The organism is Haloferula luteola, from assembly GCF_014201715.1.
GTDB lineage: Bacteria > Verrucomicrobiota > Verrucomicrobiia > Verrucomicrobiales > Akkermansiaceae > Haloferula > Haloferula luteola.
Map to the genome: position 1 here is coordinate 140,348 of NZ_JACHFD010000001.1, position 17,584 is coordinate 157,931.

The following is a 17,584-nucleotide window of genomic DNA, read 5'->3' on the forward strand; positions in this document are numbered from 1 at the left end:
CCACTCGATTCACGAGCGGCTTGAGATAGGCGCAAGCTAGACCTGCTCGCTGGGGATCGCAAGCCCTCAGGCGATTGCTTCCTTCTTCGTTCACGATTTGCGGTTTCCTTGGCGAATTCCTTTCCCCAAGCTTCCGCCATGCGACCACCTTCCCTGCAGATTCTTTCCGTCGAAGACGCCTTCGGACGCCAAGGCTGGCACTGTGAACCCGTCGAAGGCAAAGATGTCCTCCGTGCTGTTTTTTCCGGTCACCATACCCGGATCGAGCTCATCGCCCAAGCCTACGCCCCGATGAATGCTCTTGCGATCATAGGAGAAGCCTCCCTGCCGGTGCAAGAAAGCCACCAAGCGGCCATTCTCGAACTCCTCGCCCGCGCCAACAAATCCCTCAATTTGGGAGGCTTCGAATTCGACCTCGATCGCAACCGATTGGTCTTTCGAATCACCAACCTCTTCGACCGCGAGAAGTATGACGCCGACATCATCACTTCCATGGTCCACTGCACCGTCGCTGAACTCGATCGCCTCTCCCCCTACGCCGTGACCGTCGTGCGCACGCCGGAGGACCTTCTCGACGATCTCGACCTCCAGCGTCTCCTGCAGCGCGAGGACCTGATTCCTCCGGTTCCCGGCGACGAAGATGATCTTCCTTGAGCTGCGGGCCACTCCCCCCATTTTATTCGTCACTCGATCCCGCCCTCTCTCAATGAAACTTCTGTCGCTCCTTCTGATTTTTCCCATCGCCGCCTTCGCGGATCATCCTTCGGATACTTGGGAAATCACGACCGAAACCGGATACCTCTGGAACATCGGTCACAACACTTCGATCGACTACGAGATCGTCCCCACTCAGCTCACCTTCCGGACTCCGGCCCAGCTTTTCTGGTGGGAAGGGGAGGATGGGGCACGCCTCATTGTCCGTGGACGCTACTCATTGATGATGGAATACTTCACCGTCGGGCCGGAAACCGGCTATCTGGGAATATCAGGTGCGCCTTCGGTTGAATATTGGTTTCCCGGCTCCACCACCTCTGCGTTTTTCTCAATCGGTGGCGGGCTGGGCCTCACCGATTCGACTCGCGTTCCCGGCGGGCAGGGTCAGGATTTCACCTTGAATTGGTTCGCTAACCTTGGATTGCGCCAAGAACTCACCGAATGCCTATCGCTCCTCGGTGGGGCCTATTTTGTCCACCATTCCAACGGAGGGCAAACCTCACCCAATCCCGGGATCGATGCCCTCGGTTTCACCGTCGGTCTCGGCTACCGATTCTAGCCAAGCGCCGAAGTGCCGGCGCGCCTGATTTCCCATGAGCAGCTCCGCCGATCCGATCGACCTCCCTGGATTTCTAGAGACGCTCCGTCATCTGGTTCGCGAACCCTCGGTGGTGGGCACAGAGGACTCGTTCTTCCGGGTCCTGCGGCGGGAATTGGAGGAACTCGACATTCGCGTCGAACGTCACTTGGGCATCCTGGTCGCCCAAGGCAGCGAGCCCGATTCGTTGATCCTCTCCGCCCACGTCGACCGTCATGGGCTCCTCTGCACGGGGCCCAATGAGTTTCAATACGCGGCCTTCATCGCGGGCAACCGCGGAGAACTGTCTGGCGACTCAGTTTCGGAGCAAATGATGGCTTCCATCGCCGGGCGCTTTGACGGCCAGCGGGTCCAAGCTCACATGCCCTACACCGGCACCTACCTGGGCCAAGGAGTCATCTCCAACAGCTTCCATTGCCCCAAGCGCCACAACCTCATTTTCGAGATCAACGGACTTGAGTTCCTTCAACCCGGCTCTCCTGTATCCTTTCTCGATCGACTTCAAACGACCGACACTCACCTTTCGGCCCAGCTCGACAACGTGCTAAGCGTGGCCCTCATTCTCCATCTCTTCCGGCTGGGATTCCAAGGCACGGCTCTCTTCACGGCCCAGGAAGAAGCCGCGCGCAGCTGGCGCTATGCCCTCGCCTGGTTTCAGCGGCAGTCGATTTCGACGCGCCGTCTGCTGGTTCTCGATACGAGCCCCTACCCCACCCCCGAGGCGGCCTCGGAACAAGAGATCGTCCTCCGCTGGAAGGACGCCACCGCCTCCTTCGATCCCGGCTTTACTGAAGAAATCGCCCGCATCGCCCACCGGCTCACCATTTCCACATCCTTCAAGGACACGTGGATCGAGAACCAGAACTTGGAACGTTCCAAACCCCTTTCCTTGGGCAGAACCGAGTTGGGCCGACTCGTCGCCGCCACTGGCGGATGCATCACTGGAACCACTCTCCAGATCCCCACCACGGGCTATCATACCACCCGAGAAACCGCCTCATTCGCCTCCATTCGGGCCGCCATTCAGCTCCTTTCCACCTACCTCAACGCGCCTTCGCGGGCGTGGGACTGAAGTGGAAACGGTGAGTCCCCCTCTCAAGCATCTTCCACCACTGGCCAACCCTCTTTCCAAACCAGTGGAAGCAACCGTAGCTTGGAACGACCTCGGTCCTCACCATCGTAGTAGTGGTGGACCAACCACTGCCGACGGCTTTTCTCCAAAATGGAGGCGTGTCCCGGCCCGATGTACCGGCCGCGAGTCCCGAGCACCAAACTTCCCCCTCCTTGGGTCATCGGCGTGCCGTCCTGATCCAGATAGGGCCCGGTGATCTTCTTGCTTCGACCCACTCGGATTTCATAGGTGCTATCCACCCCGCGACAGCATTTTCCCCAGTTCACAAACAAATAGTACCAACCCGATTCTTCATGGATGAATGGGGCCTCGATCTCCGGCGCATTTGCCAGGGAATAGGAGGGGCGATCGGGGTGCTTTCTCAACCCAGTTTCCCTATCCAATTCAACCAACTGAATTCCGTCCCAAAAACTCCCGAAGCTCATCCAGAGTTCATTCCCCGTTTCAATCACCGCGGGATCGATGGCATTGAACCGATCTCCCGAGCCTGAAGTGATCACCACGCCTTCGTCTTTCCAAGGCTCTTCGTCGGTTCCTGCACCGAGGTGGCGACGGCTCGCCAGCCCAATCGCCGACTGGTTTTTCCCAAAGGTCGATACCGAATAATACAACCACCACCCGTGTTTCGATTCGATCACATCGGGAGCCCATAGGTGCCCTTCATTTCCCGGAACCAATTCCCGATGCCAGGCAGGCATTTCGTCCTGCGGAAAAACGGTCCCAGCGAAACTCCACTCTTTTCCGTCCTGCTTCAACACACCAATGCCATTGCCGGTCGTAAAGCACCAGGCATCACCACGCTCCCGAACCACCGTCGATGGATCATGAACCCGCGGTACTCGCTGCCACGAATTTTGAGCCTGAACTCCATTCAGACTCAAAACTCCCATCAGGAAAGCGCACTTCATCATCCCCGCACCAAACGTTCGCCGAACAGGAAAGGTTTCATGAAATCCCCACCAGGAAATCAGCTTCCCGGCCCCGCCACCACTAAACCATTGCCAAGCGACCTCTCTCCCCTCCTCATCACGCCGATCCATGTCGCTTCTCTCCGCCAACGAAATCCGCCTCGCCTACGGTTACCAGACACTTCTCGATGGGGTGACGCTCGCCGTCGAGGCGGGCGAAAAAGTCGGTCTCGTCGGTCGCAATGGGTGCGGCAAGACCTCCCTCCTCAAAATCCTGGCGGGCCAAAATGCGGCCGACTCCGGCGACATCGCCCTGCAACGCCAACTCCGCGTCGGCTATCTTCCTCAAGAGTTCGAACTGGATCCGGAGAAATCGGTTCACGAAAACATCTCGGCGGGAGCCCAAGACCTCGTCGATGCGATCCGACGCTATGAAACGGGCGACGGCTCCGAAGCCGAGCTTGCCAACCTGCTCCATCTCATCGATCACGCCGATGGTTGGAACCTCGACGCTCGGATCCAATCGCTTGCCAACGCCCTTGGCACCCCTCCATTGGAAGCCGAAACTGGGCCTCTTTCGGGAGGAGAAAAACGTCGGGTCGCGCTCTGCCGTGCCCTCGCTTCCCAACCCGACCTGCTCCTGCTGGATGAGCCCACCAACCACCTCGATGCCGATTCGATCCGCTGGCTCGAAGACTTCCTAAAGACCTATTCCGGAGCCGTCATCTTCGTCACTCACGATCGCTATTTCCTCGATGTCATCGCCACCCGCATCATCGAAATCGACCTTGGAAAAGCCTACTCCCATCCCGGCAACTACACGGCTTTCCTTGAGTCCAAGGCGATCCGGCAACAAATCGCCGAGCAAACCGAACGCCGCCGTCAACGTTTCCTGAGAGAAGAGCTCGAATGGGTCCGAGCCGGTGTCAAAGCCCGCACCACCAAGTCCCGCCATCGGCTCGACAAGTTCTACGAGATCGAAGGCATTGAAGCTCCACCGGAGGAACGCGAAATGGACTTGCTCATTCCTCCGCCTCCCCGACTGGGTGACAAAGTCATTGAGCTGGAGGATGCGGGCATCAATGTCGGAACCGCGACATCCCCTCGCTGGCTCTTCCGGCACCTGACCCTCTCACTCCGAGCGGGCGAATGCACCGGCATTGTCGGGCGAAATGGAGTCGGCAAAACCACCCTTCTCAAACTCTGCCTAGGACAGATCGAACCCACCGAAGGCCAGGCCGAGGTGGGCAAGCGAGTGAAAGTCAATTACATCGACCAATCCCGCATGATCCTCAATGGCGCAGGATCGCTTCTCGATGAAGTATCGGAAGGCAACGAGAAGCTCCACTTTGGCGATCAGCTCATCGGCGCTCGCGGCTACTTGCGTCGATTCCTGTTTTCCGACGATCGCATCAACGAACGGGTCGACCTGCTTTCTGGTGGCGAGCGCGCTCGGCTGATGCTCGCCAAGGTCCTCAAAACCGGCGGCAACCTGCTGGTTCTCGACGAACCCACCAACGATCTCGATTTGCCCTCCTTGCGCATGTTGGAGGAGGCCATCGCCGACTTCGAAGGCACCACTCTTGTCGTCTCCCACGATCGCTATTTCCTCGATCGGGTGTGTGATCGCATCCTCGCCTTTGAAGATGACGGTCTCCATGTCACTCCGGGAAACTACTCTTACTATCTAGAGAAACGTCAGCAGCGCGAAGCCATCCATCGCGCCCAAGCCCAAGCGGCGGCACGGGAAGCCGAAGCTCGCCGCAAAGCTGCCGATCAACCTTCTGCCAAGCCGCGGAAACTGACCATGGCCGAACGAATGGAGCTCGACGGCATCGAAGACATCATCCTTCAGGCCGAAGAAACCGCCGCAGGTTTTGAAGCTCAACTGAATGATCCTGCCTTTCAGGCGGAGCACTACGACCAACTCCCCGCCATCTCCGCCAAGTTGGAGCAAGCCCAAGCTGAGGTTGCCCGGCTCTATCAGCGATGGGAAGACCTGGAGGCCCGGGCCTAACCGGTCAGGGCTGGAACAGACGGCCCAACAGGGCCACTTTGCCTGATGCGTCGATGATCCTCCAGTCCCCCCTCTCCAAGACTTCCAGGTGGACGTCTTGGTCCGAGGATGGGTAAGCGAGGTAAAGCGTCCGGGTTCCATCGCTGAAGTCCATGGGAACCACTCCAAAGGGTGCCGGACTTCGTCGCCGGTAGAGATCTGTCAGGCGGGCTTGAATCAACGACCACGTTAGTGGCCGCCGTTTGGGAGGATGGATTTCCAGGTAACTCTTCACCGCCCGAAGCTCAACGTTACTCAATTGATCGGCCCCGCGGAGCGGCGGCATCGGTTCCCAAACGACCCAGCCCGCCAGAGTCACGAAGATCGCCACCGTTCCCCATCCCAGAATTTGAGCCGTTCTTTTCCTCATCCCTCGGTTTGAAGTCTCTGCAAGATCCAGAACCAAGGAGCGCATGTCGATGTACGAAACTCTTCACCCCTCCCCTCGACGGCGCCCTCTTTCCTCTTTCGCACCGAAAACCACGGACTTCGCGCCCCGTCAGGTTCCCCACCCATGGAACCCTTTGGAAATCGCCATGATTTCTGCCGCCCCCCCCCCTTCGGCCGCGCGGAGGTCTTTGCTCGCGAATTCCGCAGGAGGTTCCCTCCCTCTCCTGTCCCATGGTTTCTCCTTCCTCACGACCGGAAATCCCCATCATTTCTGGCTTTTTGACCCCTGAAGTGCCACTTTTTGGACTGGTCATCCCACTCTGGACCACTAATTTTCTCATTGCCGATTGGCACCGTGGCGCCGTCACGGAAATGTCCTTCCTGCTTTTGCATCCATGAGTCTCCATGCCCAATTGAGTCCCGAAGCCCAGGCGCGGCTTCAGGCCCAACGTCGCAATTCCACGATTTCCTCCATCATCATCTCGGTGCTGGTGTTGGTTCTAGTGGGCTTGGTTCTTGCCTTCATCCTTCTTCCTCCGCTGCTCAAGGAGTCTCAGGTGATTGTCAGCTATCAGAGCAATGCCAATACCGAGGAAAAAGTGGAGTCCAAGAAGCTGACCAACAGCGTCGAACGCAAACCTTCGGCACCCTCCTCCGCGATGTCTCGCGTCATTGCCGCGAACACCACCTCCCCCACGGCGGTGCCCGTTCCGGAAATCGATATCCCCGAGCCATCCCTTGATTTTGGCAATGGCGATGACTTCGGCGATGGTTGGGGTAGCGGTGGCGATGGAGGCGGTGGTGGCTTCGGTGCCATTCCAGCCACCATGGCCAAGCGTTGCTCCCCGGAAGACCGGATGCAGCGTCTTACCGAGAGCGGTGGCACTCCCCAGTGCGAAGATGCCGTCGTCAAAGGTCTCGATTGGCTGAAGAACACCCAACACGCCGATGGCTCCTGGGGTGGAAAATACAAGTCCTCCGACACCGGCTTCGCGATCCTCGCCTTCCTCGGGCACTGCGAAACGCCCCTCTCAGAGAAATACGGCGACACCGTGCTCAAGGGCATTACCTGGTTGGTCGACCTCGGCATGAAGCAAAATGGTCGCCTTAACATTTCGGGCGAAGTCAATCCACAGCCCTACGAACACGCCATCGCCACCTATGCCATCGGCGAATCCGCGACCTTCTGCAGCCAACTGGGCATCAATGTTCCGAATCTTTCCGAAATCGCCCAGAAAGCCGGTCAATTCATCATCGACCACCAGCACGAGCGCTCGGGCGGATGGGATTACGGCTACAACATCGATAATGACCGAGGCGGCGACCTCTCGGTTTCCGCTTGGCAAATTCAAGCCCTCAAGGCCTGCAAGCACACCGGCATCGACTTCAAAAACATGGACCGCGCCATGCGCAAGGCCCTCGATTACGTCGCCAGCTGCCAGATCAAAGGCGAGGGAGGCTTTGGCTATCGTCCGAGCGAAGCCCATCGCACTCCTTCGGGCTACGCCACCCTCACCGGAGCCGGCATGCTGGCCTTCCAAATGTGGGGCAAGCCTTCCGTGTCGGAGGTGCGCAATGGCGCCAAATACATCCGCCAGAACTCCAAGTTCGATTACAACGGCGTGCGCGCCGACCTTTACGCTCACTATTACGAAAGCCAGGCAATGATTGCCCGTGGCGGCGAAGACTGGAAGGCCTACAATGCCATGTTCCGTGACCAGGTCCTCGGCGGACAGGAACAGGATGGCTCCTGGAAAGTTCCTGGCGGTGGCAAGAACGATGCCCACGCGGCCGATTCCTACGGGGATCGCCACTACCGCACCTGCCTCTGCGTGCTGATGCTGGAATCCTATTATCGGTTCCTTCCCGCCACGGGAGAAGGCCACTGATCTCCAGCGTCTCGGCTCAAACCGCGTCTTTCTCGGCCCTGCCTTCCGGCAGGGCCGATTTTTTGCACCACGAAACCTTTCATGGAGTTCATCGATCGATTTCATCGATTGTCAGGATTTCCCCTCGCCACCCCGTCCAATCCAGCCTACGTCCTGCCGGACATGAGCCAGAGCCAACTCGACCAACTGAAGCAATTTACCACCGTGGTCGCCGATACCGGGGACTTTGAGTCCATGAAGGCCTACCAGCCTCAGGACGCGACCACCAATCCGTCGCTCATCCTCCAAGCTGCTGCGAAGGAAGAATATCGCCACCTCGTCGAAAAAGCCGTTTCCGAAACAAAAGACTCCGGTCTTTCAGGCGACGCCCTATTGGAGGCCATCCTTGACCGCATCCTGATTCTCTTCGGCCTGGAAATCCTCAAGATTGTTCCCGGTCGCGTCTCGACGGAAGTTGACGCCCGCCTTTCCTTCGATACCGATGCCACCATCGCGAAGGCCCGCGAACTCATCGCCGCCTACGAAAAAGAAGGCATTTCCCGCGACCGTGTGCTCATCAAGATCGCCTCCACTTGGGAAGGCATCTGCGCCGCCGAGGTTCTCGAAAAGGACGGCATCCACTGCAATCTCACCCTCTTGTTCTCCTTCTGCCAGGCAGTCGCCTGCGCCGAAGCAGGAGTCCAACTCATCTCACCCTTCGTGGGTCGCATCCTCGACTGGTACAAAGCCTCGACCGGCAAAGACTACCAAGGTGACGAAGATCCAGGGGTGCAATCAGTTCGCCAGATCTACACCTACTACAAAAAATTCGGCTACAAGACCGAAGTCATGGGCGCGTCTTTCCGCAACACCAGCGAAATCACCTGCTTGGCTGGTTGCGATTTGCTGACCATCAGCCCTGGGTTGCTGAAGACCCTCAGCGAAACCGTCGAACCCCTCGAGCGGGCACTCTCTCCCGAAGCTTCCGCCGATGCGGACCTCGACAAGGTCACCTTCGACGAAAAGACCTTCCGCTTCGCCCTGAACGAAGATGCCATGGCCACCGAGAAACTCGCCCAGGGCATCCGCGCCTTCGCCGCAGACATCGTCAAGCTAGAGGACTTGGTGAAGTCCATGCTCTGATCGTTCGATATCCATCGGATTTCCCTGAGCCGCCGCGAGATCGCGGCGGCTTTTTCATTTCCTTCCGACTCAATCCCGGCACAGTCGCGGGCATGCGAACGCTCCTGCTGATGCTTCCGCTGCTTCTTGGACTGGTCCTGCCGTGTTCTGCGGGCGGCAAGCGCGACCAAAAAAGCAACATCGTCTTCCACATGGAGACCAATCCTGGGGAGAATCCGAAGATGGCCTTCACTCAATTCGTCGGCGGCGAGAAACGCACCTTCAGCCGAGTGCCTGACATCAGCACCCGCGATATTGCCGCCTTCAATCCTTTCCCCTCCCAGGACGGAGCCGGCTATGGTGTGCTGATCCGACTCAAACCCGGATCCAAAACCCGCCTCACGGCCATCACTGCGGCCAATCAGGGCCGCTGGATGCTCGCCCGCGTCAATGGACGCGTCGTCGATGGCGTCATGATCGATCGCCAAATCGACGACGGTGAACTCGTCATCTGGAAGGGCCTCTCCTCAGCTGAGATCAAGATGCTCGACGAGGAGTTCCCTCGCATTTCTCAGAAAAAGAAACCCTGAGGTCTCGGTCATGCTTCGATTGCTCTTCGTCCTCCTTGGACTCGCTATCGCCGCCCCGGCGGTCACCTACAGCCTTCCCACCGAAAATGACCACTTGTTCCGCAATGAGCCGGACAAGTTCTACATGTGGGTCGATCGCACCTTCGAGGGTGAAACCACGCGCCCCTGGGAAGGTGGCGGATGGGGCCTCGTTCGCACCCCGGTAAGGGTGGACGGCAAAGTCTTCATGCTCCGGTTTCACGAAGGCATCGACATCGCTCCCGTGAAACGGGACAAGGCGGGCAATCCGCTCGACCTCGTCATGTCCGTCGCCGACGGCACGGTCGTCCACGTCAGCGACGTTCCCGGCCGTTCCAACTACGGACGCTACATCGTCGTCAGCCATCCGATCTCCCCTCAGGGGCACGCCGTCTTCAGCCTCTACGCTCACCTTGCCAAAGCCACCGTCCAACCGGGAGACCCTGTGAAAATGGGCAGTGTGCTGGGCCAAATGGGTTACACCGGAGTCGGCATCAACCGCACCCGCGCCCACGTCCACCTCGAGATGGGGCTCCTGATGAGCGATCATTTCGATGGTTGGTTCAAGCGCTACTGCGGTGGAACCAACTACCATGGCAACTACAACGGCATGAACCTCATCGGGATGGATGTGGCCAAATTCCTGCTCGCCCACCACGCCAACCCGACCCTCACCATTCCTGCTTTCGTCCGTTCGGAACCGGCCTATTTCAAAGTCACCGTTCCGCGCAAAGGCACCCTTGAGTTTGCCGAACGCCACCCCTGGCTGGCCTACGGTGACCTCACCGCTCCAAGCCCGTCTTGGGAAATCTCCTTCACCTCCACCGGCCTGCCCACCGGCATCGCCACCTGCCAACGGGAGGTGTCCCGTCCCATCGTCTCCGCCGTCCGGGATTCAGGAGATCCTCACCGCTATCCCACCCGCGGACTTCTCACCGGAAAAGGCAGCTCCGCGCAACTCACTGACTCCGGCCTCAAATTTGTCTCCCTCGTGACCGGCAGCTTTGCCCAACCCTGAGGATGTTTGCAGAGCGCTCCGCCTCTCGCCCCCCATTGCTCACTTTCAAATTCCATCTCATTCTACGCACCCATGGACCAGACCCTCTCCCACCTCGAATCTCTCGGCTACCAATTGCCCCAAGTTCCCGCCCCTGTCGCCGCCTATGTCAATTGCGTGCGCAGCGGCAATCTCCTCTTCCTTTCCGGAGGCCTCCCCATCGATGGCGACCGTAAAATCATCGGCAAAGTCCCCACTGACGTGAGCCCCGAGGAGGCCGCCGAGGGTGCCCGTATCATCATGCTCAACCGTCTCGCCGTGATCCGTGACGAGATCGGTTCTCTCGATCAAGTCGTGCGCATCGTCGCCCTCAACGGCTTCGTCAATTCCGAGCCCGACTTCTTTGGCCATCCCCAAGTCGTCAATGGCGCGTCCGAATTCCTCCTCGAAGTTTTTGGTGAGCGCGGCAAGCACAGTCGTACCGCCCTCGGAGCCGCTGCCCTTCCGCTCAACGTCGCGGTCGAAATCAACATGATTGTCGAAGTCGAATAACCCGCGCTCCCCATCCCCGACCGGCTCATTGATCGACGTCCACAACCATCTCCAACAATTCGATCGGCCTGACCTCGTCGTCGAGACCATGAAACGAGCCGGCATCACCGGCTGCGTGGTCAACGGCACCACCGAAGCCGACTGGGAGACGGTTTCCTCCCTCGCGCAGCGCCATCCTGGTTTCATCCGACCCGCATTCGGTCTCCACCCATGGTATCTGAGCCAGCGAACTCCAGGCTGGCTCGACTCCCTCCGTCGATTTCTCGATCTCCATCCTGAGGCTTCGGTGGGAGAGTGCGGTGTCGATGGATGGATGGATGGGGTCACATGGGATGAGCAAATCGACATCCTGCTTCCTCACCTGGCCATTGCCCGCGAACGCGAGCTTCCCATCACTCTCCATGCCCTCAAGGCCTGGCCCGCCCTTGAACAAGCCCTCCAAGCGGAGGCACCCCCTTCGTCGGGATTTCTCCTCCATTCCTTTGGAGGATCTCCTCAGCAAGCGCGGCAATGGGCCAAAATGGGCGCCTTCTTCTCCTTCTCCGGGTATTTCCTTCACGCACGCAAAGCCAAAGTCCTGGAGTCCTATCGGCACATTCCCACCGACCGCCTGCTTCTCGAAACTGATGCACCCTCGATGACACCGCCCACCGAGTGGATCACTCATCCCTTACCCGAGTCCCGCAACCATCCGGCGAACCTTCCCGCCGTCGCCTCCGGCCTTGCCCGATGCCTCGATCTTCCTTGCTCCGATCTTATCGCTCTCTGCGACCGGAATGCCACCCGCTTCTTCGGCACCATCGGATGACAGAGGTTTCGCAAATGCCCGAAAACCGAACCATGGAAGCAAGTAGAAACAGCAGTCATCGACGGGGCACCTTTCCCATTGACCGAGCCCGGAGCCAGTGGTGATTGAAGCCCGGCGGTGTTGAACCGCATGACGACCCAAACCCAACCATTCTCCCTCCTGCGAACATGCGCATCGCCATCCTCTCCCGCGCCTCCCAATGCTACTCCACCCAACGCCTCGTCGAAGCGGCGGAATCCCGGGGGCATGAAGTGGAAATCCTCGATCCGACCCGCCTGGTGATCGACCTGAACCACGGCGAGCCCGACCTGATCCATCACGGCGAACCCGTCTCCATTCCCGATGCCATCCTCCCGCGCATCGGCTCATCGATCACTCGCTACGGCACCTCCGTGGTCCGGCAGTTCGAGCAGATGGATGTCTTCACTCCCAACACCGCAGCTGGCATTGGCAACTCCCGCGATAAGCTGCGCAGCCTGCAAATCCTCTCCCGACACGATGTCGGCATTCCGACTACCGCCTATGTTTACGACAAACGGGATGTTCAGGACGCGCTCGAGCGCGTGGGCGGCGCTCCGGTGATCATCAAACTCATCGAAGGCACTCAGGGCGTCGGAGTGATCCTTGCCGACAAAATCGAAATCGCCAAAGCCATCATCGAGACCCTGCACTCCACTCAACAAAACGTTCTCCTGCAGAAATTTGTCGCCGAGAGCAAAGGCAAAGACGTGAGGGCCTTTGTCATCGGGGATCGAGTAGTCGCCGCCATCCGGCGCACGGCACAAGGCCAGGAATTTCGCAGCAATGTCCACCGTGGTGGCGTGGCCGAAAGCATCAAGCTCGATCCTGCCTATGAACAAGCTGCGGTCCGCGCTGCTCAAATTCTGGGATTGCATGTGTGTGGCGTCGACATGCTCGAAGGCACCAACGGCCCGCAAATCATGGAAGTGAACTCCTCGCCCGGGCTCGAGGGCATTGAGGGTGCCACCGGACTCGACATTGCCGGAGCCGTCATCGATTACATTGCCGATCAATTGAAATTTCCGGAAATCGACATTCGCCAACGCCTCACCGTCAGTCGCGGTTATGGCGTCGCCGACATCCACATCCCCGAAGGCAGCCAGTTTGTCGGCAAAACCATCGACGAGACCGGCCTCCGCGATCAGGACGTGGTCGTTCTCACCTTGCGTCGCGAAGGTTCCGTGATTTCCAATCCCAAAGGCAAACGGGTGCTTCAGGCCGATGACATTCTCCTCTGCTACGGCAGATCCAGTGTCATGAAGGAATTGATCGGTGAACGCCCAAAACGCCAACGCCGGATCAAGCCGCTGCCAACCACCCCGACCACCGAAGGCACCACCCTATGACCCGCCCCTCGCCGCCCAAGCTGGACCGCAAGTCGATCGCCATCTGGGGCGATCGCACCATCGAGCCCGGCGATCGGCGGCAGCTCCGGCTCGAGGCCGGCGAAAGCTTCAGCGGAACTCAAATGAAGCTGCCCGTCATGGTTTGGCGAGGCCCTGAACCCGGACCAGTTCTCGGCATCACCGCCGCCGTCCACGGGGATGAAATCAATGGCACCGGAGCCGTCCTGCGATTGATGCAGGATCGCGCCTTCGCCCCTCGCCGCGGCGCACTGCTTCTCGTCCCGGTCGTCAACATTCTCGGTTACGAACGCCACAGCCGTTACACCCCCGATCGCAGAGATCTCAATCGGGCTTTTCCTGGCACCGCCGCCGGCTCCCTTTCCGCTCGCCAGGCTCGGCTGATCTTCGACGAGATTCTCGCCCGCTGCGATTACCTCGTCGATCTCCATACCGCTGCAGTGCGGAGGACCAATTTCCCCAACGTTCGTGCCGATATTTCCCGCCCGGAGGTCGAGCGACTTGCCCGCGCCTTCGGATGCGAAGTCGTGGTCAACGGCACCGGTCCGGAAGGGTCCCTGCGCCGGGTGGCCTGCGAAGCCGGCGTCCCAACCATCGTGCTCGAAGCCGGCGAACCGTGGAAAGCCGAGCCTTCCGTGCAGGAACTCACCCTACGCGGCCTCGCCAATGTGTTGTCCGAACTCGGCATGACCGATCAGCCGGCCCTCCCCCCGCCCCATCAGGTCGTCGTCGAGGAAACCCATTGGGTGAGGGCAGGCTTTGGCGGTTTTCTGCAATTTCATGTCAAACCCGGCGACACCGTCACTGCCGGTCAGGCTCTGGCCACCAATACCGGACTTCTGAACCGACCCCTGGAGGTCATACAGAGCCCGCATGACGGCTTGGTACTCAGCATGACTACCATGCCAGCAGTGGTTCCGGGCGATCCTGTTGCCCACATCGCCTTGCCCTCCACCGGACGTCAGTTCAAGCACGTCGAGAAAAGCATCACCGCCCTCGACGGAGCCGCCATCGAAGCTCAGGTCCGCGAGCACCTTGCGACGAGCTTCACCGTTGTTCACTTCGAGGAAGAATCATGAAAGCGCCGACCGTTATCGGATGGAGAGAATGGGTCGAACTCCCGGAATGGGGGCTGGTCCTGCGTGCCAAAGCCGACACCGGCGCGAAGTCCAGCGCCATCGATTGTGCATCGATCGAACGCATCGACGACGATCACGTCCGCTTCGTCCTCCGCCTCGATCGCAAGGGCAAGAAGATGCTCACCCTGGATGGCCGGATCGCCGCCACCAAAGTCGTCCGCAGCAGCACCGGGATCGGCCAAGAGCGCCATTTCGTGGAAACCACCATGGTGCTGGCAGGTCGCAGAAAGACCATTCAAGTCAGCCTGGTGTGCCGCAAACGGATGATCCACCGCATGCTGCTGGGGCGCACCGCATTGGGGCCGGAATTCCTTGTCGACAGCTCAGTCGACCACTGGGCGACTCCACGCAAAGCGAAGTCATCCCGATGACCCGCGCCCTGCGCCTCACCGTCACTCGCTCAGCACCGCCACCGCCGTGACTTCGGCAAACGTACCGACGGCTCCGAAATAGTGGATCTTACGATCGGGGCCGAGCACATAAGCCAGCGGCCAGGAGCCCACGCGATACACCTGACCCAACTCATTCAGAGGATCCGAAAAATTGGGCCAATCCACCAACTGGTTGGACTGCATATCCCGCAGCTTCTCCCTTGGATCGCTGTTCACGCCCACCACCTCGAAGGCTTTTCCCTTGAATCGCTCATCCCGACGCAGGGCAGACACCCAACGCAGCAGAGAATCCTCTCCGCCCTGCTTGGAGTTCCAGAAAACCAGCATCACCACCTTGTCACCGAAGTCGGAAAGCTTCATCGATCGCCCCCCGGAATCCGTACCTTCCAAGTCGGGAGCCACATTGCCCTTGCTGAGGTGACGGATGATGTAGAGCTCCTCCTTCGCCAAGTCCGCCACAGTGGTTCGGTCGATCTTGACGTCCGCAGCATCAATGATCGCCATGCGGAGCATCGTCAGCCGCTCCCGCATCACATGGCCTTCGTCCCCCAGTCCCTTCGCCATCATGGCGATGCCGAGTGCCGCCACTCCAGCCACTTTCTTGTCAGGGTTCTCTTTCTGAATCTTCCGCAACATCCCCAATGCCTGCTGGTCACCAGCGGCCACCAAAGCCATGCACATCGGAGTCAAATCCGGACTCTGCAAATGATGACTCGCTACGGCTTGCTCCACTTTGGCAATTTCGGGGCGGTAAAGGGGGCGCACCGTCCCGGCTTCATCCATTTCTTTCAGCGGCGCCGCCAAGCGCACGAACCAAGCCGCGGGCTCGATCGCCCACTTCTGAGCCAAATCCCCCTGAATCACGCTCCACATCCGATCCGCGGCCACTTTCGGCGAGGGCCGCTCCAATGCGCCGCGTTCCGCATCAGTCTTGGCCAATTGCATCTTCAATGCCCAGGCCTCAAGAGACGTCTCATACGCGGTGCGCACGCTCGCAGCTTGCTGGGGTGTTCCGCCGCAGGCGATCGAAGTCAAAAAACTCAGGAAAAGGAGAGCGCGCATCCGCATGGGCCCAGAACTTATCCACCAGAGCCCCGGTGACAAGCCCCGGACCTCCGCGGGCTTGCCGCGGGCGTTCCCACGCCTTTTACTCCCCGCCCGATGGCTACTGACCATATCGACGTCCGCTACGTCGCCGGGCTTGCCCGGCTGCATCTCACCGACGAGGAGTGCGAGGTATTCCAACCTCAGCTCGACGCAATCCTCAACCATGCCAAAAGTCTTTTAGAGCTGGATGTGAACGACATCGAGCCCACGGCCCATGCCGTGCCTGTCGACGATGTGATGCGTGATGACGTGCCCGGCATCAGTCTACCGGTCGAAAGCGTGCTCGCCAATGCCCCTGAGCAAGCCCAGCAGCAGATCCGGGTGCCCAAAGTGATCGCCGACGCCTGACCTTCCATTTTCCGCTGAATTCCTCCACCATGCCTCTTTCTCAAGAATCCATCTCCGGGCTCCGCCAGCGCCTCACTGCCGGGGAAATCACGGCGGTCGATCTCGTCGACCAACTCGCAGCCTCCATTGAGGCCCGCAACCCGGAACTCGGAGCCTACTTGTCCCTCGACCTCGCCGCCGCACGCGAGTGCGCCTCTCAAGCCGACCTATCCCTTCCTCTCGGCGGAATTCCCATTGGCATCAAGGACAACATCAACGTCCTGGGGCAACCCTGCACCTGCGGCTCGAAGTTTCTCCAAAACGGCTACACCTCGCCCTACGACGCCACCGTCATCTCCCGCCTCCGGGCTCAGGGGGCCATTCCCATGGGACGCCTCAACATGGATGAATTCGCCATGGGCTCCTCGACGGAAAACTCAGCCCTCGGACGAACCGTCAACCCCCATGCCCCCGACCGCATTCCCGGCGGCTCTTCCGGTGGCTCCGCCGCTGCCGTTGCCGCCGGCCTCGCCATCGCCACCCTTGGGTCCGACACGGGCGGCTCGATCCGTCAGCCCGCCTCGCACTGTGGAGTCGTCGGCTTGAAACCTTCCTACGGACGCGTTTCCCGCTACGGACTCGTCGCCTTCGCCTCCTCTCTCGATCAAATTGGCCCGATCACACGCAGCGTCGAAGACGCCGCACGCGTTCTCCAAGCCATCGCCGGCCACGACCCGCGCGATTCAACTTCTCTCGATGCGCCCGTCCCCGACTACCTCGCCACCCTCGAAAACGGAGTGGCTGGGCTGAAGCTCGGCCTGCCGAAAGAATACTTCGGAGAAGGCATCGATGAAGACGTCCGCACCCAAGTCATGGCCAAGGTGGACCAACTCGAAAAGGCGGGCGCGGAAATCGTCGAGATTTCCCTCCCCCACACCGAACACGCCGTCGCCACCTACTACATCATCGCTCCCGCAGAGGCGTCATCGAACCTATCCCGTTTCGATGGAATCCGCTATGGAGTCCGCAAAGGCGATGGGGACCTCCTGGAAGTCTATCGAGATTCCCGGGAACACGGCTTTGGGGCAGAAGTCAAACGCCGCATCCTGCTCGGAACCTATGTGCTGTCTTCCGGCTACTACGACGCCTACTACAACCGAGCTCAAAAGGTCCGGACGCTAATTCGCCGCGACTTCGAGGAAGCCTTTGGAGAAGTCGATGCCATCCTGTCCCCGGTCGTGCCTACCGCCGCCCGCAGGATTGGAGAAAATAGCGACAATCCGCTTCAAGAGTATCTCTCTGACATCTTTACCCTCGCCGCCAACCTCGCCGGCATCTGTGGGATCTCAGTGCCTGCCGGCTGCGTTTCACAAGGCGGCCAAGAGCTTCCTGTCGGCCTCCAAATCCTCGGCAAGCATCTCGGGGAGGAAACCCTTCTCCGCGTGGCCCGCGCCGCCGAGACCGTCTAAACCTCCTCTATC

Annotated in this window: 18 protein-coding genes; 15 read left to right on the top strand and 3 right to left on the bottom strand. The window is 59.7% G+C overall.

Annotated elements, in window-relative coordinates; genetic code table 11:
* The first annotated feature begins 138 nt into the window (after nucleotides 1-138).
* The 3 genes from HNR46_RS00610 to HNR46_RS00620 are packed head-to-tail and all read left to right on the top strand — an operon-like array spanning nucleotide 139 to nucleotide 2,384.
* Nucleotides 139-654, top strand: a complete 516-nt coding sequence (locus HNR46_RS00610; RefSeq protein ID WP_184014799.1) for a YbjN domain-containing protein — start codon at nucleotides 139-141, stop codon at nucleotides 652-654.
* A 52-nt stretch (nucleotides 655-706) separates the two neighbouring features.
* Nucleotides 707-1,273: an acyloxyacyl hydrolase gene (locus HNR46_RS00615; protein ID WP_184014801.1), complete on the top strand. Its 567-nt coding sequence runs from the start codon at nucleotides 707-709 to the stop codon at nucleotides 1,271-1,273.
* A gap of 34 nt (nucleotides 1,274-1,307) precedes the next feature.
* Nucleotides 1,308-2,384 carry a peptidase M42 gene (locus HNR46_RS00620; RefSeq protein WP_184014803.1) on the top strand — a complete coding sequence of 359 codons (1,077 nt, stop codon included), beginning with the start codon at nucleotides 1,308-1,310 and terminating at the stop codon, nucleotides 2,382-2,384.
* Nucleotides 2,385-2,407: 23 nt separating this feature from the next.
* On the opposite strand, the gene HNR46_RS00625 is transcribed toward HNR46_RS00620, so the two are convergent.
* Nucleotides 2,408-3,355: an arabinan endo-1,5-alpha-L-arabinosidase gene (locus HNR46_RS00625; protein ID WP_221284942.1), complete on the bottom strand. Its 948-nt coding sequence runs from the start codon at nucleotides 3,353-3,355 to the stop codon at nucleotides 2,408-2,410.
* A gap of 127 nt (nucleotides 3,356-3,482) precedes the next feature.
* Between HNR46_RS00625 and HNR46_RS00630 the strand changes: the two genes are divergently transcribed.
* A complete protein-coding gene (locus HNR46_RS00630; protein ID WP_184014807.1) occupies nucleotides 3,483-5,369 on the top strand; it encodes an ABC-F family ATP-binding cassette domain-containing protein in 1,887 nt (628 codons plus the stop codon).
* 4 nt (nucleotides 5,370-5,373) lie between these two features.
* On the opposite strand, the gene HNR46_RS00635 is transcribed toward HNR46_RS00630, so the two are convergent.
* Complete coding sequence (locus tag HNR46_RS00635) at nucleotides 5,374-5,778, bottom strand: hypothetical protein (RefSeq protein ID WP_184014809.1); 405 nt, start codon at nucleotides 5,776-5,778, stop codon at nucleotides 5,374-5,376.
* A 415-nt stretch (nucleotides 5,779-6,193) separates the two neighbouring features.
* Between HNR46_RS00635 and HNR46_RS00640 the strand changes: the two genes are divergently transcribed.
* From HNR46_RS00640 to HNR46_RS00680, 9 genes are all read left to right on the top strand, one after another.
* On the top strand, nucleotides 6,194-7,687 hold the full coding sequence (locus tag HNR46_RS00640) for a prenyltransferase/squalene oxidase repeat-containing protein (RefSeq protein ID WP_184014811.1): 1,494 nt from the start codon (nucleotides 6,194-6,196) through the stop codon (nucleotides 7,685-7,687).
* Nucleotides 7,688-7,849: 162 nt separating this feature from the next.
* On the top strand, nucleotides 7,850-8,809 hold the full coding sequence (gene tal, locus HNR46_RS00645) for a transaldolase (protein ID WP_184015289.1): 960 nt from the start codon (nucleotides 7,850-7,852) through the stop codon (nucleotides 8,807-8,809).
* A gap of 92 nt (nucleotides 8,810-8,901) precedes the next feature.
* A complete protein-coding gene (locus tag HNR46_RS00650) occupies nucleotides 8,902-9,378 on the top strand; it encodes a ubiquitin family protein (protein WP_184014812.1) in 477 nt (158 codons plus the stop codon).
* Nucleotides 9,379-9,388: 10 nt separating this feature from the next.
* Nucleotides 9,389-10,414: a M23 family metallopeptidase gene (locus HNR46_RS00655; RefSeq protein ID WP_184014814.1), complete on the top strand. Its 1,026-nt coding sequence runs from the start codon at nucleotides 9,389-9,391 to the stop codon at nucleotides 10,412-10,414.
* Nucleotides 10,415-10,486: 72 nt separating this feature from the next.
* Nucleotides 10,487-10,945: a RidA family protein gene (locus HNR46_RS00660; RefSeq protein WP_184014816.1), complete on the top strand. Its 459-nt coding sequence runs from the start codon at nucleotides 10,487-10,489 to the stop codon at nucleotides 10,943-10,945.
* 28 nt (nucleotides 10,946-10,973) lie between these two features.
* A complete protein-coding gene (locus HNR46_RS00665; RefSeq protein WP_184014818.1) occupies nucleotides 10,974-11,753 on the top strand; it encodes a TatD family hydrolase in 780 nt (259 codons plus the stop codon).
* A 167-nt stretch (nucleotides 11,754-11,920) separates the two neighbouring features.
* Complete coding sequence (locus tag HNR46_RS00670; RefSeq protein ID WP_184014820.1) at nucleotides 11,921-13,120, top strand: RimK family alpha-L-glutamate ligase; 1,200 nt, start codon at nucleotides 11,921-11,923, stop codon at nucleotides 13,118-13,120.
* Nucleotides 13,117-14,217, top strand: coding sequence for a succinylglutamate desuccinylase/aspartoacylase family protein (locus tag HNR46_RS00675; RefSeq protein WP_184014822.1), 1,101 nt, complete (start codon nucleotides 13,117-13,119; stop codon nucleotides 14,215-14,217). Before HNR46_RS00670 ends, HNR46_RS00675 begins: the two co-directional genes overlap by 4 nt.
* Nucleotides 14,214-14,648, top strand: a complete 435-nt coding sequence (locus HNR46_RS00680; RefSeq protein ID WP_184014824.1) for an ATP-dependent zinc protease family protein — start codon at nucleotides 14,214-14,216, stop codon at nucleotides 14,646-14,648. Before HNR46_RS00675 ends, HNR46_RS00680 begins: the two co-directional genes overlap by 4 nt.
* Before the next feature lie 21 nt (nucleotides 14,649-14,669).
* Here the strand turns inward: HNR46_RS00680 and HNR46_RS00685 are convergent, their stop codons facing one another.
* A complete protein-coding gene (locus HNR46_RS00685) occupies nucleotides 14,670-15,731 on the bottom strand; it encodes a peroxiredoxin family protein (protein WP_184014826.1) in 1,062 nt (353 codons plus the stop codon).
* Between the two features lie 99 nt (nucleotides 15,732-15,830).
* Here HNR46_RS00685 and gatC point away from each other — a divergent pair, with 99 nt between their 5' ends.
* Both gatC and gatA read left to right on the top strand, forming a co-directional pair.
* Entirely contained in the window at nucleotides 15,831-16,124 is a 294-nt protein-coding gene (gene gatC / locus HNR46_RS00690; RefSeq protein WP_184014828.1) for an Asp-tRNA(Asn)/Glu-tRNA(Gln) amidotransferase subunit GatC, read from the top strand.
* 29 nt (nucleotides 16,125-16,153) lie between these two features.
* On the top strand, nucleotides 16,154-17,572 hold the full coding sequence (gene gatA, locus HNR46_RS00695) for an Asp-tRNA(Asn)/Glu-tRNA(Gln) amidotransferase subunit GatA (RefSeq protein WP_184014830.1): 1,419 nt from the start codon (nucleotides 16,154-16,156) through the stop codon (nucleotides 17,570-17,572).
* Nucleotides 17,573-17,584: the final 12 nt, after the last annotated feature.